The organism is Streptomyces canus (assembly GCF_001514145.1).
Classification (GTDB): domain Bacteria; phylum Actinomycetota; class Actinomycetes; order Streptomycetales; family Streptomycetaceae; genus Streptomyces; species Streptomyces canus.
This window is the reverse complement of record NZ_KQ948659.1, coordinates 395,524-408,765: the sequence shown is the minus strand read 5'-3', so window position 1 is coordinate 408,765 and position 13,242 is coordinate 395,524. Positions and strand designations below refer to the sequence as shown.

Below are 13,242 nucleotides of genomic sequence, written 5' to 3'. Positions count from 1 at the left end.
CTGACCGGCCCTAACCGGCGAGGGGGACGTCGGGCAGCCGAACGCCCACTCGCCCTCGCCCCTCGTCAAGTCGGCCGAGTTCGCCGAGGAGTTCGGTGAGCCGTTTGACCTGTTCGGGGGCGAGCCGCCCGGAGTCGTCGAGGTGGACGGCGCACGCGGTGGTCGTGTCGACGATCCCTTCGAGCACGGCGACGATCTCGTCGGCGCCCTCCGAGTGCCGGGCGAGCGCGGGGAGTTCGGCGGCGGCGAGGGCGATTGAGGTACGGGCCTCGGCGAGCGCGCGGTAGGCCTCGCGGCGCAGGGTCCAGCGCCGGGCGCGGGCGTCGTCGGTGGGAGTCTCCCGGACGACGGACCCGACGCCTCGTGGGACAGGCCGCGCGGTCTGCCGTAGCACCGGCCGCGCCGTCTCCCGTGGACCAGGCCGTTCGGTCTCCCGCAGCACATGCGTGAGGTACGCCTCGGCCGCGCCACTCGCCGCGGCCAGCCGGGACCGCACTCCCCCGCCCCGCTGCCCCGGCATCGGCAGATGCCCCACGAGCAGCACGATGGCGCAGGCGAGCAGGGTCTCGGTGATCCGGCCGGCGGAGGCCTGCGGCTCGCCGCCCACCATCACGAGCGCCAGCACGAGGACCGTGACGACGGCGGTCTGCGCGGCGAAGTGCCGGGTGGCGACGGGAATGAGCGCCCCGCTGACGGCGACGAGCGCGATGAGTCCTTCGGGCCTCGGCAGCACGAGCGCGAAACCGGCGAAGACCAGCGCTCCGAGGACGGTCCCGGCGGCCCGGCACAGCACCCGGGAGACGAGCGGTCCGAGGTCGGGCTTGACGAGGAAGACGGTGGTGGCGGGCAGCCAGTACCAGTGCTGGTGCTCCCCGTACCAGTGGGAGTGGTGCAGCGCCTGTGCGACGGCGACGCTTGCCCCGAAGCAGAGGGCGACCCGCAGCCCGTACTCCCGCCCGCCGGCCCCGAATACGGACCGCAGCACGCCCCGGACGGTGAGCCGGCGCTTGTGCAGGTCTCCGCCCCGGCCCCGGTCGAAGGCGTCGGCGGCGCGCAGCAACGCGTCGTCGAGGGCCCGCAGCGCGGGCGCCGAACGGGCGGGCGCGGGCAACGGCCCGGTGTGCGTGTTCTCCCGTACGGCGACGGCGAGCCGTCGGGGCCCCGCGGAGGCCCGTCCGGGCACCGCCTCCTCCGCCCAGGCGAGCGCGGTGGCGGCCTCGGCGAGCGGCAGCGCGGCGGCGTACTGCGCGTGCAGCCGCCGCTCGGCGGACGAGCTGGCGTACCGCCGCAGCCGGGGCCCGGTGAGCGCGTCCTGCGCGTGATCGAGGGCGGCGGTGAGCGCGACGCGCCGCGCGATGGCGTTCTCACTCCCCGCGGCGTCCAGGAGAGCGGCGACGGCGTCGTACACCTCGGCGACGGCTGCCCGCTCACCGTCGAACCGGAAGTCGCCGACGAGGGCACCGGGGGTGGGCAGCACGAGCCGCAGCGCGAGCAGCCAGCAGGCCCCGCCGAGATACACGACGGCCCGCAGTCCCCCTTCCTCCGGCAAGGGCATGCCCGCCCCGATCGCCGAAGCGACCAGCAGCTGCGTACCGGCCCCGGAGGCGACGGGTCCGACGGCGCTGACACCCCCAGCGACCAGCCCGACAAGGGTCAGCAGCACGGTCAGCGGGACCGCCCCGATGTGCTCCCCCGCGGTGGTCCCCACGAACATCCCGACCGCCCCCGCGAGCGCCGGCACCCCGATCCGCTTGACGGAGACCCGCCGGCTCCCGGGCCGGTCGTTGATCCCGGCGAGCATGGCGGCGATGGCGGCGACGACACCGAGGGAGGTGCGGTCGGCGAGGACGGCGACCAGGAGGATGGGCCCGGCCGACAGCGCACCCCGCACCACGGCGTTCCAGGGAATCGGCCCACGCTGAGCACGCAGGGCGTGCGCGAGCCAGGGCGGTAGGGCGAGTGACACGGGGCTCCTGTCGTCTGGGGGAGGCGGGGGTGTGCCTTCGGGCGACGGTGGCCGGGCGTTGGGCTGTGGTGTCCACGGTAGGTCGCGATGCTGGAGGGTCCGGGACGTCTGTGTTACTCGCGTGTGACGATGTGTGCAAAGGCCACGTTCTTTATGAACGCAACCCGGGAGGCGAGCCGACGGCCGCTCGGTTCGCTCTGTCTCAGTTCGCTGTGTCGAACAACTCCCGGAGCTCCGCGACCGCCCGGACGGCCGACCCCGGTGACGCCGTCAAGGACTCGACGATCCGGTCGACCTCCCGCAGTCCGGCCCGCTCCAGCAGCCGTTTCTCGTTCGTCACCCACTCCCCGCGTGCCGCCAGCACCGAGTGCCCCATCTGCACGGCGGACGTGGCGAGAGCCCCGGCCGTCTCGGTGAGGCGGGCGGCCGGGGCGTGGTGGGCCTCGGCGTAACCGAGGGTGGCGTGGGCGGTGTCGCGCCAGCGGGCGGCGGCCGAGGCCCGGAGTTTCGGCGGGTAGGCCGCGGGGCGCGGGAGGTCTCCCGTCAGGAGCTGGTTGATCGCGAGTTCGGCCACGATCAGGTAGGTGGGGATGCCCGCGAGATGGAAGAGCAACGGCTCCACCCGGAAGCGCCCCTCCTCCGCCTCCGCCAACTCCCGTTCCACCACGTCGAGGTCCCGGTAGTGGACGTCGACCCACCGCCCGTCGATCGTCAGCCAGGCACCCCCGTTGAACACTCCGCCACCCCAGCCGCCGATCTCGGACACCTCGCCCTCCCAGCCGACGGCACGGAGATCGGCCGGGTCGAACGCACCCCGGTAGTAGACCGCCAGGTCCCAGTCGCTGTCCGGCCGTGCGGTCCCCTGGGCGCGGGAGCCGCCGAGGGCAACGGCCCGGACGGCGGGGAGGGCGGCGAGCCGGTCGGTGGTGGTGTCGAGGAAGGCGGCGTCGGAGAGTGTGGGGGGCATGGGCGCAGCGTACGAAGCACAGGGGCGGCCCTCCACGGAATTACGCGGCCGGCGACGCAACCCGTTTTCCCGGTCACGGAAATTCAGGTGCGGTCCCGTCCCCCGCCCCCGATGATCGGAAAGTTGTCCGCCGTTCACCCCAGGAGTGAGTCCACGTGATCCAGCGCGTCATCGCCGCGGCCCTGTTCCCGCCGCCGACCTACTCCCACGCCTCCGTCGTGGAGGCCGGCACGAAGCTCGCGTTTCTGGCCGGGTCCGTTCCGCTGGACGCGAAGGGGAACCTCGTCGGTGAGGGGGATCCGGCGCGGCAGGCCGAGCAGGTGATCGCGAACCTTCGGGAGCAACTGCACGCGGTGGGAAGCGACTTGGAGCATGTGCTGGCCACCGACGTGCACGTCGTGAGCAGCGAGCCGGCGGTGCTGTCCGCCGTGTGGGAGGTCGTGGAGGCGTCCGGGCTGAGCACCGGCCCGCACTCGTCGACGCTGATCGGGGTCGCCTGCCTGGGCTACACGGGCCAGTTGGTGGAGATCACGGCCACGGCCGTCGTACCGGAGAGGGCCTCGCGATGAGCGCGGTCGTCATCCGCCGGGCCGTCGCCTCCGACGCCTCCGCCACGGCCGACGTCTATCTGCGCTCCTTCGCCGCCGCGTTGCCGACGGTCGTACGGCCCCGGTCCGACGACGAGGTGCGCGCCTACATCCGGGACGTCGTGGTGCCGTCGCGGGAGACGTGGGTGGCCGTGGCGGAGGAACAGGTCGTGGGTCTCATGGTCGTCGCCGGTGATCTGCTGTCCCAGCTGTATCTCGACCCCGACTGGCGGGGGCGCGGCATCGGCGACCGGTTCGTCGCGCTCGCCAAGGAACGCAGTCCGCGGGGGCTGAGCCTGTGGACCTTCCAGGTCAACAAGCCGGCCCACCGCTTCTACGAACGTCACGGCTTCGTCGAGGCCGAGCGCACCGACGGCAGCGGCAACGAGGAGCGGGAGCCGGACGTGCGGTATGTGTGGCGGCCCTGAGAGGGGTCAGTCGGACCGCCCTCCCCACACCCGCCTCTTCGGCACGGGCTTCGCGTACCCGCCCGCCCGACTGGTGTTCAGCCCCAGCGCCACCAGCGACTCCGCGAGCTTCACCGCCGCCCCCACCCCGTCGACGACGGGAAGCCCCAGCTTCTCCCCCACCGTCCGCTGCAGCCCGGTCATCCCCGCGCACCCCAGCACCAGGACCTCGGCGCCCGCCTCCCGCACCCGCTCTGCGGCCGCCAGGAACGCGGCCTCCGTGCGGTCGGTGTCACTCAGGTCCAGAACCCCCAGTCCGGTCCCGACGACGGCGGCGCAGTTGCGCCCCACCCCCGCCAGCTCCAGGCTGTCCTCGATCTGCCCGCACGACCGCTCCAGCGTGGTCACCACGCCGTAGCGCCGGCCGAGCAGACAGGCCAGATGAGCGGCGGCCTCGGTGATGTCGACGACCGGTACGTCCACCAGCTCCCGGACACCCTCCCGGCCGTGCTCGCCGAAGCCCGCCATGACGACGGCGTCGTAGGGAGGACCCTCGTACGTGCGCAGCAGGTCGATGACCGCCGCCGCGGACAGATAGCTGTCGAGCCAGCCCTCCGCGGACTCGGGTCCCCACCGCGGGGTGAGCCCGAGCACGGCGGTGCCCGGGCCTGCCACGGCCCGGGCACCTCGTACGATCTCCTCGGTCATCTCCTGCGTGGTGTTGCAGTTGGTGACGACGATCCGCACGTTTCTCAGACCTCCACGGCCTCGGGGACCTCACGAGCGGCTCGCTCGCTCCGGCACAGCAGCGCGTACAGGCCGGCCGCGAGCGCCGTACCGATGAACCAGGAGTACGGGGCCACGTCGCTGAAGGTCTTCACCAGGGCGAGGACGCCCGCGACCGCGGCCGCCGGCAGGAACGCCCACAGAGCCTTGGGGTTGATCCCCTTGCGGTAGTAGTAGCGGGAGCCGGGCTCGGCCTTGAACAGCTCGTCGACGTCCACGCGGCCCTTCTTGACCCAGTAGTAGTCGAGCATGATCACGCCGAACAGCGGGCCGAGGAAGGCACCGAGGCCGCCGAGGAAGTAGTTGACGACCGTGGGGTTGGAGAAGAGGTTCCACGGGGTCACGAGCAGTGCGGCGACCGTACTGATCATGCCGCCGACCCTGAAGGTGATCTTCTGCGGCCAGACGTTGGCGAGGTCGTACGCCGGTGAGACGAAGTTGGCGACGATGTTGACGCCCATGGTGGCGATGGCGAAGGTGAGCGCGCCCAGGACCATCACCCAGGTGTTGCCGACCTTGGCGACGAGCTCCGCCGGGTCGGTGATGGCCTGGCCCCAGACCTCCAGCGAGCCCGCGGTGACGATCACGGAGACGACCACGAAGGCCGTGGAGTTGATGGGCAGGCCCCAGAAGTTGCCGCGGCGGACGGTCTTGTAGTCCGGTGCGAAGCGCGAGAAGTCGCAGAAGTTGAGCATCAGCGTGCCGTACGTGGCGAGGATCAGACCGATCGCGCCGAACCACTGCCGCCACTGCTCACCGACGGAGACCGGGTGCGGGGTGGTGGTGAGCGAGATGCTCCAGCCGGCCTTGGCCAGCACCCAGATCGCCAGCGCGATCATGACCAGCCAGATCGCGGGACCGCAGAAGTCCTGGAACTTGCGCACCGACTCCATGCCCTGGCTGATGATCAGCGCCTGGATCAGCCACAGGGAGAGGAAGGAGACCCAGCCGAGCGCGTCGAGGCCGAGGAAGGAGCTGTGCGTCCAGGACTCCAGGCCCGGCCAGGCGGCCAGCAGCATCACGTTGACGGCGACGGAGGCCAGATAGGTCTGGATGCCGTACCACATGATGGCGATCACGGCCCGGATGAGGGCCGGGATGTTGGCGCCCCACACACCGAAGCTGATGCGGCTGACGACGGGGAAGGGCACGCCGTGGCGCTGGCCGATCTTCCCCATCCAGTTCATGCCGACGTAGATCAGCACGAAGCCGACGAGCAGGGACGTGAAGACCTGCCACACGTTCATGCCGAGGACCAGCAGACCGGCCGCGAAGGTGTAGTTGCCCAGGTTGTGGACGTCGGACATCCACATGGCGAAGAGGTCGAAGACTTTCCAGTTGCGCTTGCCGGCGGGGGCCAGGTCTTCGTTGGTGAGCCGGGGATCGGGGACGAACGCTGGTGCGCCGGTGACTTCGGCACGGTCGGCGAGGGACACAGGGCCTCCAGGGACGGGGACAGGAGGATGGCGGCCGCCTGGCATCCGATTTTGGTATACCAAACTGCGGACATGGTCCCGCCGTCAAGAGTTCCGACCGATGTCGCGTCCGTTAACGCTTCGTAAAACAGCTCCGGCGTCGGGGAAGATGGCTCCATGAGCTCCACGACGAACATCGAGCCCCTCGGCGCCGTCCGCGAACGCGTCCTGGCCACCCTGCGGCAGGAGATCATCGCGGGCGGGCTGCGCCCGGGCGACCGGTTGGTCGAGCGGGAGCTCGCCGAGCGCTTCGGGGTCTCCCGGGTGCCGGTCCGCGAGGCGATCCGCGCGCTGGTCGCCGAGGGCTTCGTCCACTTCGAGACGCCCCGCCGGACGGTCGTACGGCGCCTGACCCCGAACGACGTCAAGGAACTCTTCGAGCTGCGCGAGGCGTTGGAGGTGTACGCCGCAGGCCTCGCCGCCACCCGCGCGACCCCCGAGGACCTCGCCGAGGTCGAGCGGCTCCTCGCCCTCGCGGCGACCGCGACCGAGGCGGGCGACGCGGAGGCGATCACGGACGTCAACAGCCGTCTGCACGACAGCATCGTCGCCATGGCCCGCAACAGCCTGCTGGTCGACGCCCTGGAACCGGTTGCGGGGCGGCTGCGCTGGATGACCCGGCGGAACGAGGAGTGGCCCCAACTCCTCGTCGAACACCGGGACTTGTACGAGGCCATCGCGTCCGGCGACCCGGAGCGTGCCCGTGCGCACGCTCTGGCGCACGTGCGCACCAACTACGAGTCGACGGTACGGCAGCTGTTCGGGGACTCGGCCGAGATGATCTAACGGGGCCGGCCGCGCGCGTACTTGTCCGTCGCCGCCACCATCACGTCCACCCCCCGCTCCCCGGCGAAATGGGAGCCGTCGTCGATCACCGTCAACTCGCTGCCGGGCCAGGCGTGATGGAGCCGCCAGACGGTGCCGAGGAGGTTGCCGGGGTCGAGGCTGCCCTGGACGAGGGTGCCGGGGATGTCCTTGAGGAGGGGCGCGTCCCGCAGGACGACGCCCTCGTCGTTGCCCTCGCCCAGGAAGTGGTCGTTGCCCCAGTAGTGGGTCACGGTACGGGCGAAGCCCTGCCGGAACACCGGGTCCTCGTAGCGCGGCACGGACCGCGGCGGCGCGGACTCGATCGCCGTCTCCCAGTCGGTCCAGGCCCGCGCCGCCCGCTCGCGCACCTCCGGATCGGGCGACTCCAGCAACCGGTTGTAGGCGGCGGGGATGTTCCCGGCCCGCTCCTCGACCGGCAGCTCGCCGACGAACTGTTCGAACGCCGCCGGGAAGATCTTCCCAAGTCCCCTGGTCAGCAGGGCGACTTCGGGATTCGCGCCGGTCGCGATCCCGGTCAGCACCAGCTCCGTCACGGCCTCCGGATGCGTCTGCGCGTATCGCAGCCCGAGCATTGACCCGAAGGAGATGCCCCACACCAGCCACCGCTCGATCCCCAGATGCCGCCGCAGCAGCTCCAGGTCCGCGATGAGATGCGGGGTCGTGTTGACGCTCATGTCCGTGTCGTACGCGCTCGCGTGCGGCGTCGACCGCCCGGCGCCACGTTGGTCGAGGAGCACGATCCGATACGCGGCGGGGTCGAACAGCCGACGCACCCACGGCGTGCAGCCGGACCCCGGCCCACCGTGCAGCACCACCGCCGGCTTGCCGTCCGGATTCCCGCAGGTCTCCCAGTACACGTGGTTGCCGTCGCCGACGTCGAGCATGCCGTGCTCGTACGGTTCGATCTTTGGGTAGAGGGGCATCCGGCGACCCTAGCCGTCGTACGACGGTCCCGTCGTCCGGTTTTCGGCGGTACGGCCACCCAGTCCCGCCGTCTCGGCAGCCGTGCGCAGCACGTCCCGCAGCATCTCGGGGGTGAGCTTGCCGGTGAAGGTGTTGCGCTGGCTGACGTGGAAACAGCCGAAGAGTTCGAGGCCGTCGAGCTGGACGCGCGCGCCGTGTCCGAAGACGGGCCGCGGCCGGGGCACGCGGCGGCCCGCCTCCGCGAACGCGGGCAGCGCGGCCTGCCAGCCGAAGGCGCCCAGCACGACCACGCTCCGCAGCGTGGGGCGCAGCAGGTTCAGCTCCTGGACCAGCCAGGGCCGGCAGGTGTCGCGCTCCCCGGGAGTGGGCTTGTTGGCGGGCGGGGCACAGTGCACGGGCGAGGTGATCCGCACGCCATACAGCTCCAGGCCGTCGTCCGCGGTCACGGCGGTCGGCTGCGAGGCGAGCCCGATGTCGTACAGCGCCTGGTACAGCACGTCCCCGGAACGGTCACCGGTGAACATCCGCCCGGTACGGTTCCCGCCGTGCGCGGCCGGTGCGAGCCCGACGATCAGCATCCGCGCGTCCGCCGGCCCGAAGCCGGGCACCGGCCGCCCCCAGTACGTCCAGTCGGCGAACGCGGCCCGCTTGGTCCGAGCCACCTCCTCCCGCCAGTCGACCAGCCGCGGGCAGGCGCGACAGCCCGAGATCCGGCGGTCGAGATCGGCGAGGGCGTGCACGGTTCCACGGTACGGGCACGTCCGAGCCGTGAGGGTGGGGGGCGGGCCACCACCCTGGGCACCGCCCGGAAAACCCACCCGGCTGACACGGCCCCGAGTACTAAGGTCGGAGCCATGGCTGTGGAACGTAGCGACGACAACGAGACCGGTGGGACGGACCGGGCCGGAACGACGGCCGAGGGTCCCGACGCCCCCGAGGCACCGGACCCGAAGATCGCCGCCGCGGTCGCCGCCGCGGCGGCCGCCGGGCCGCAGAGCGGCGAGAGCGTGCGGATCGACAGCTGGATCTGGTCCGTACGGCTGTTCAAGACCCGTTCCGCGGGAGCCACCGCCTGCCGGGGCGGGCATGTGCAGGTGAACGGCGAGCGTGTGAAGCCCGCCCACTCCCTGCGCGTCGGCGACGAGGTGCGCGTCCGCCAGGAGGGCCGGGAGCGGATCGTCATCGTCAAGCGTCTGATCCGCAAGCGGGTCGGCGCCCCCGTGGCCGTCCAGTGCTACGTCGACAACTCTCCCCCGCCCCCGCCCCGCACGGCCGTCGCCCCCGCCGGCATCCGCGATCGCGGCACCGGCCGCCCGACCAAGCGCGACCGCCGCGAGCTGGAACGCCTGCGCGGCCTGAAGGAGGGCGGCCGCCGCAACAGCTTCGGCGGTTCTGGCGGCCCGGGCAAGCCCAACAGCGCGGGCTGAACCGGTCACTCAGCCGACCTCCGTCCCGTCGGCCACCGCGGTGAGGCCGGTGCCCTCCCCGAAGGGCAGGGCACCGGCCTCACCGCGGTGGCCGTGGGGCGGCTCTCCTCACGCCCGTCGTCGTACCAGGCGCAGCAGGTCCGCGTTGTGCCCGCGCCGGGCCCAGGCGATCAGGGCGAGCGGGACGATCAGGATGAGCGGAGTCGCCGCGTTCTCGCCGTCGAAGTAGGTGAGCTGGACGACGAACGCGCCGACCATCAGCCCGCTCAGCGCCACGGCCGCCACCGACTGCAGCACCGGGATCAACAGGGCGATTCCACCGGCCAGTTCGAGCACGCCGATGATGTACATCCCCGCGCTGCCCCAGCCCATCTTGTCGAAGCCCTCGGCGGCCGAGGGGTGCGCGATCAGCTTGGGGAGCGCGCTCGCGATGACGTAGAAGAGGGCGAGCACGACCTGGAGGGTGCGCAGGGCGATCCGGGCCCGGCGGCCGCGTGCGGTCGTGGACTCGGCGATGACGGGGGAGACGGCGGAGGAAGCGGCGCTACGGGTGGCGGGGACGGTGATCTCGGACATCGGGGTCTCCTGGGAAGCGGTCCGTGTTGCTGTCGCAGAGGTAGACCCGCGTCCGCACCCGAACTCATCGCCGCTCCACAACCTTTTCCCTCAGGCCGCCACCGCCCGCACCCATACCCGGTCCTCCGTCAGATACCGGTCCACCTTCAACCCCGCCTCCGCCAGCGCCTCCTCGAACTGCTCCTTCGTCAGCGGGCGGGCCTGGAACGTCTGGGTCCAGGTCGCGTCCGGGAACTCGTACTCCACGTGCACCGAGTTGACGCCCTCTTCCACCGGCTCCGAGGAGACGATCCGCACGGTGTAACCACTGGGGTCGACCCTCCCCCAGCCTTCGGCCGGGGGGACCCCCATCTCGCTACGCTCGCGCGGCAGATCGGAGTGGTAGTCCTCGCCCTCGCGCTGGATCAGCACACTGCCGCCCGCCGCCACGTGCCGGGCACAGGTGCGCAGCATCCCGCGTCGCACCTTCAGGTCGCCGTGGTGCACGAGGAACGACGCGAGCATCACCACGTCGAACGTCCCGCCCAGGTCGAGGTCCTCGATCGTGCCGCATATCGTCCGTGCCCCGCGCACGCGCTCCAGCATGTCGGGGGACTCGTCCACCGCCGTGATCGTGAAACCCCGCTCCAGCAGCGGATGGGTCATGCGCCCCACACCACAGCCCAGCTCCAGGATGTGCGCCCCTGCGGGCACCGCCCCGGCGATGATGTCCGGCTCCGGCCCGATCCGCAGCCGCGAGTAGAGCTCGACCGCGCACCCGTCCGGGGTGATCGCCCCGGGTCCCGTCCCCTGATGTCCCGCTCGCATCCTCAGCCCCATACCCGTCCAACGGCCCGTGTCCGCACGGCCGTTCCCGACTCGCACAGATTCACCCGTCCGAGTTACGAAGGGAACCACCCGCGATGTGAAGGGCCCGAACTACGAAGGACCTGAACTACAGGGGAAACCACCCGTGCCCGATGTACCAGTGTCCGCCGGCCCGCAGATGATCACCGACGGCGCGCTCCAGCGCCGTCCGCCGCGGCAGGCTCTCCACCGACAGCTCCGGATCCCCGAACACGAACTGCACCGGCTCGGCGTCCTCCGGCTGCGGGTCCTCGGGGGCCAGCCGGAAGCGCTCCTGGAACAGGACGATGTTGGAGTCCGCGGGCAGATATCCCTTCAGTTGCGGGTCGAGCAGCCAGGAATGGCACAGCGCGGCACCGTACGGCTCGTCCGCGAAGTGCCGGGCGAAGAACTCGGCGGCCAGGGCGAGCGAGCGATCGCAGGCCTCCGGTGACAGCGGGCCGAGGAAGTCGGGGATGTGCAGGCTCAGACAGGGCGTGCCGGGGGCGATGTCCAGTCCGGCAGGCGCGAGCGTCCGGCTGTTCCACGGCCCGTACCGCGTCCGCTCGAACTGGAGTCGCCCCAGCTGGTACAGCTCGCCGCGGGAGTGCCGGGTCAGCCAGCGCGGTGACTGCACGCCCGTCCTGCCGTACCGCCTGCGGTGCACGGCCATGTTCCGCCCGAGGTCGGCGAGGGTGCGCCGGGACACCTCGGCCGGGATGCCGCGCGCGCGGTGGTACGCGAGCGTGTGGGGCAGCGCCGCCACGAAGACATAGACGGGGAAGCAGCGTTGGAGGGCGCCGGCCGGCCAGTCGAGCTCGGGCAGGACGACCGGGTCGTCGGCCCTGCCCATGTCCCGGACGAGTTGGTCGACGGAGTGTTCCAGGAACCGCCGCAGCTCCGGGTCGTCCATGACCCGCCGGCCCATCCGTACGAGTTCGCCCACGTCCTCGTGCGGTACAGCGAGTTCCACCAGCACCTCGGCCAGTTCGTCGGCGTCCGGAAGCACGCGGTGACCCCCTCTTTCGCCCTTTGGTCAACGTCCGTTCCGAAGAGTACGTTGCAAGGGAGGAGTGGTGATCCCGATGCGTACGGGCAGTGAGCCGACGACCGCGCGCAGTGCACTGCGGATGCGGTTCTGGCTGAGCGTGTGGGGGCTGGTCTGGGCGGCCCTCGGTACGGTCGCGTTCGCGCTGGCGGGCCGGCCCGGATGGGCGATCGCCTGCGGAGTGCTATGGGTGGTGTCCACCGCCGACATGGCGATGATCCTCCGGCACATCCGGCAGGGCCCGCACTATCAGCCTGGCCCCGACATCCCGCCGTACCGCCCGCCGGAGAGCCGACCCAGGTAGTGGGCCGACCCGCTCAGGTCTCGAACCGCGCCGCCTTCAGGAACTCCGGCTTCGGGTCCAGCGCGGCCGCCAGCCGGAAGTGACGCCTGGCCTGGTCGGGCCGGCCCTGTCGCTCATAGGTGCGGGCGAGTGCGAAGTGGGCGAAGGCGTTGTCCGGCTCGCGCTCCAGGACGATGGTGAACTCCAGCTCGGCGGGCCGCAGTTGCGCGGCGGCGAAGAAGGCCCGCGCGCGCAGCAGCCGGGCCGCGGTGTTCTCCGGGTGGGCGGCGATGACGGAGTCGAGCAGCTTCACCGCGCCCCGCGGGTCCCGCGCGGAGAGCAACTGCTCCGCTGCGCGGTAGTCGATGACATGGGTCTCCGGAGTACGTCCGGTCGATCCGCTGGTCTCGGGCACGGCAAAGTCCTTCCCTCACTGGAAGCGTTCAACGCCCGGACAGGGGGACGCTATTCCTGAGACGTCCGGGACGCGCGCGCCCGGCGTACGAGATCGCCCCATACCTCCTGGACGCGTCGCCGCAGCTCTTCCAGGGGTACGTCGTTGTCGATCACGACGTCCGCGATCTCCAGGCGCTTGTCGCGGGTCGCCTGGGCGGCCATACGCGCGCGTGCGTCCTGCTCGGTCATGCCGCGCAGCCTGACGAGCCGGTCGAGCTGGGTCTCGGGGCTCGCGTCGACGACGATCACGAGGTCGTAGAGCGGCGCGAGGGCGTTCTCCGCGAGGAGCGGGACGTCGTGGATCACGACGGCGTCCTCGGCCGCGGCGTCTTCGAGCTCACGGGAGCGGGCGCCCACCAGCGGATGCACGATCGAGTTCAGTACGGCGAGCCGGTCCGGGTCGGCGAAGACGATGGAGCCCAGCTTGGGGCGGTCGAGGCCGCCGTCCTCGGCGAGTACGTCCTCCCCGAAGGCCGCCACGACCGCGGCGAGGCCGGGCGTGCCCGGCGCGACGACCTCGCGCGCGATGCGGTCCGCGTCGATCAGGACGGCGCCGTGCTCCACGAGGAGCCTCGACACCTCACTCTTGCCGGCGCCGATACCGCCGGTCAGGCCCACCTTCAGCATGACCGGAAGCCTAGACGCTCCGCTTGAGGGGCGGTGCGGGGTGGTACGGAAGGAGACCTG

At 71.6% G+C, this 13,242-nt stretch carries 16 protein-coding genes; 5 read left to right on the top strand and 11 right to left on the bottom strand.

The annotated features are described in order from the left end of the window. Positions 1–10 precede the first annotated feature (10 nt). Together AQJ46_RS15475 and AQJ46_RS15470 are read right to left on the bottom strand one after the other, a co-directional pair. Positions 11–1,966, bottom strand: a complete 1,956-nt coding sequence (locus tag AQJ46_RS15475) for an FUSC family protein (RefSeq protein WP_059206127.1) — start codon at positions 1,964–1,966, stop codon at positions 11–13. 202 nt (positions 1,967–2,168) lie between these two features. Beyond that, positions 2,169–2,933, bottom strand: a complete 765-nt coding sequence (locus AQJ46_RS15470) for a nucleotidyltransferase domain-containing protein (protein WP_059206126.1) — start codon at positions 2,931–2,933, stop codon at positions 2,169–2,171. Positions 2,934–3,088: 155 nt separating this feature from the next. Between AQJ46_RS15470 and AQJ46_RS15465 the strand changes: the two genes are divergently transcribed. Together AQJ46_RS15465 and AQJ46_RS15460 are read left to right on the top strand one after the other, a co-directional pair. Then, entirely contained in the window at positions 3,089–3,502 is a 414-nt protein-coding gene (locus AQJ46_RS15465) for a RidA family protein (protein ID WP_059206125.1), read from the top strand. Then, positions 3,499–3,948 (top strand): GNAT family N-acetyltransferase, encoded by a 450-nt coding sequence (locus tag AQJ46_RS15460; RefSeq protein ID WP_059206124.1) that lies wholly within the window; start codon positions 3,499–3,501, stop codon positions 3,946–3,948. Before AQJ46_RS15465 ends, AQJ46_RS15460 begins: the two co-directional genes overlap by 4 nt. Before the next feature lie 6 nt (positions 3,949–3,954). On the opposite strand, the gene AQJ46_RS15455 is transcribed toward AQJ46_RS15460, so the two are convergent. Both AQJ46_RS15455 and AQJ46_RS15450 read right to left on the bottom strand, forming a co-directional pair. Continuing rightward, positions 3,955–4,674, bottom strand: coding sequence for an aspartate/glutamate racemase family protein (locus tag AQJ46_RS15455; RefSeq protein ID WP_059206123.1), 720 nt, complete (start codon positions 4,672–4,674; stop codon positions 3,955–3,957). Positions 4,675–4,679: 5 nt separating this feature from the next. Beyond that, the gene (locus AQJ46_RS15450) at positions 4,680–6,149 is read right to left on the bottom strand and encodes an NCS1 family nucleobase:cation symporter-1 (RefSeq protein ID WP_057618410.1); all 1,470 of its coding nucleotides are present in this window, start codon (positions 6,147–6,149) and stop codon (positions 4,680–4,682) included. Between the two features lie 156 nt (positions 6,150–6,305). Here AQJ46_RS15450 and AQJ46_RS15445 point away from each other — a divergent pair, with 156 nt between their 5' ends. Then, positions 6,306–6,974 (top strand): GntR family transcriptional regulator, encoded by a 669-nt coding sequence (locus tag AQJ46_RS15445; protein ID WP_057618411.1) that lies wholly within the window; start codon positions 6,306–6,308, stop codon positions 6,972–6,974. On the opposite strand, the gene pip is transcribed toward AQJ46_RS15445, so the two are convergent. Continuing rightward, positions 6,971–7,939, bottom strand: a complete 969-nt coding sequence (gene pip / locus AQJ46_RS15440) for a prolyl aminopeptidase (RefSeq protein ID WP_059206122.1) — start codon at positions 7,937–7,939, stop codon at positions 6,971–6,973. The genes AQJ46_RS15445 and pip overlap by 4 nt on opposite strands. Positions 7,940–7,948: 9 nt before the next feature. After that, positions 7,949–8,680, bottom strand: a complete 732-nt coding sequence (locus AQJ46_RS15435) for a uracil-DNA glycosylase (protein ID WP_059206121.1) — start codon at positions 8,678–8,680, stop codon at positions 7,949–7,951. Between the two features lie 114 nt (positions 8,681–8,794). Here AQJ46_RS15435 and AQJ46_RS15430 point away from each other — a divergent pair, with 114 nt between their 5' ends. Continuing rightward, the gene (locus AQJ46_RS15430; RefSeq protein ID WP_059206120.1) at positions 8,795–9,367 is read left to right on the top strand and encodes an RNA-binding S4 domain-containing protein; all 573 of its coding nucleotides are present in this window, start codon (positions 8,795–8,797) and stop codon (positions 9,365–9,367) included. A 108-nt stretch (positions 9,368–9,475) separates the two neighbouring features. Here AQJ46_RS15430 and AQJ46_RS15425 read toward each other — a convergent pair whose 3' ends face one another. The 3 genes from AQJ46_RS15425 to AQJ46_RS15415 all read right to left on the bottom strand — a co-directional run bounded on the left by AQJ46_RS15425 (position 9,476) and on the right by AQJ46_RS15415 (position 11,777). Then, positions 9,476–9,943, bottom strand: coding sequence for a DoxX family protein (locus AQJ46_RS15425; RefSeq protein WP_059206119.1), 468 nt, complete (start codon positions 9,941–9,943; stop codon positions 9,476–9,478). Positions 9,944–10,033: 90 nt separating this feature from the next. After that, on the bottom strand, positions 10,034–10,750 hold the full coding sequence (locus tag AQJ46_RS15420; RefSeq protein WP_107117273.1) for a class I SAM-dependent methyltransferase: 717 nt from the start codon (positions 10,748–10,750) through the stop codon (positions 10,034–10,036). 127 nt (positions 10,751–10,877) lie between these two features. Continuing rightward, positions 10,878–11,777: an acyltransferase domain-containing protein gene (locus AQJ46_RS15415; RefSeq protein WP_059206117.1), complete on the bottom strand. Its 900-nt coding sequence runs from the start codon at positions 11,775–11,777 to the stop codon at positions 10,878–10,880. Between the two features lie 76 nt (positions 11,778–11,853). On the opposite strand from AQJ46_RS15415, the gene AQJ46_RS15410 reads away from it, so the two are divergent. Then, positions 11,854–12,120 carry a DUF6343 family protein gene (locus tag AQJ46_RS15410; protein WP_208616937.1) on the top strand — a complete coding sequence of 89 codons (267 nt, stop codon included), beginning with the start codon at positions 11,854–11,856 and terminating at the stop codon, positions 12,118–12,120. A gap of 13 nt (positions 12,121–12,133) precedes the next feature. On the opposite strand, the gene AQJ46_RS15405 is transcribed toward AQJ46_RS15410, so the two are convergent. Both AQJ46_RS15405 and coaE read right to left on the bottom strand, forming a co-directional pair. Further along, entirely contained in the window at positions 12,134–12,514 is a 381-nt protein-coding gene (locus AQJ46_RS15405; protein WP_059206115.1) for a tetratricopeptide repeat protein, read from the bottom strand. A gap of 50 nt (positions 12,515–12,564) precedes the next feature. After that, positions 12,565–13,182: a dephospho-CoA kinase gene (gene coaE, locus AQJ46_RS15400; RefSeq protein WP_059206114.1), complete on the bottom strand. Its 618-nt coding sequence runs from the start codon at positions 13,180–13,182 to the stop codon at positions 12,565–12,567. Between the last annotated feature and the right edge of the window lie 60 nt (positions 13,183–13,242).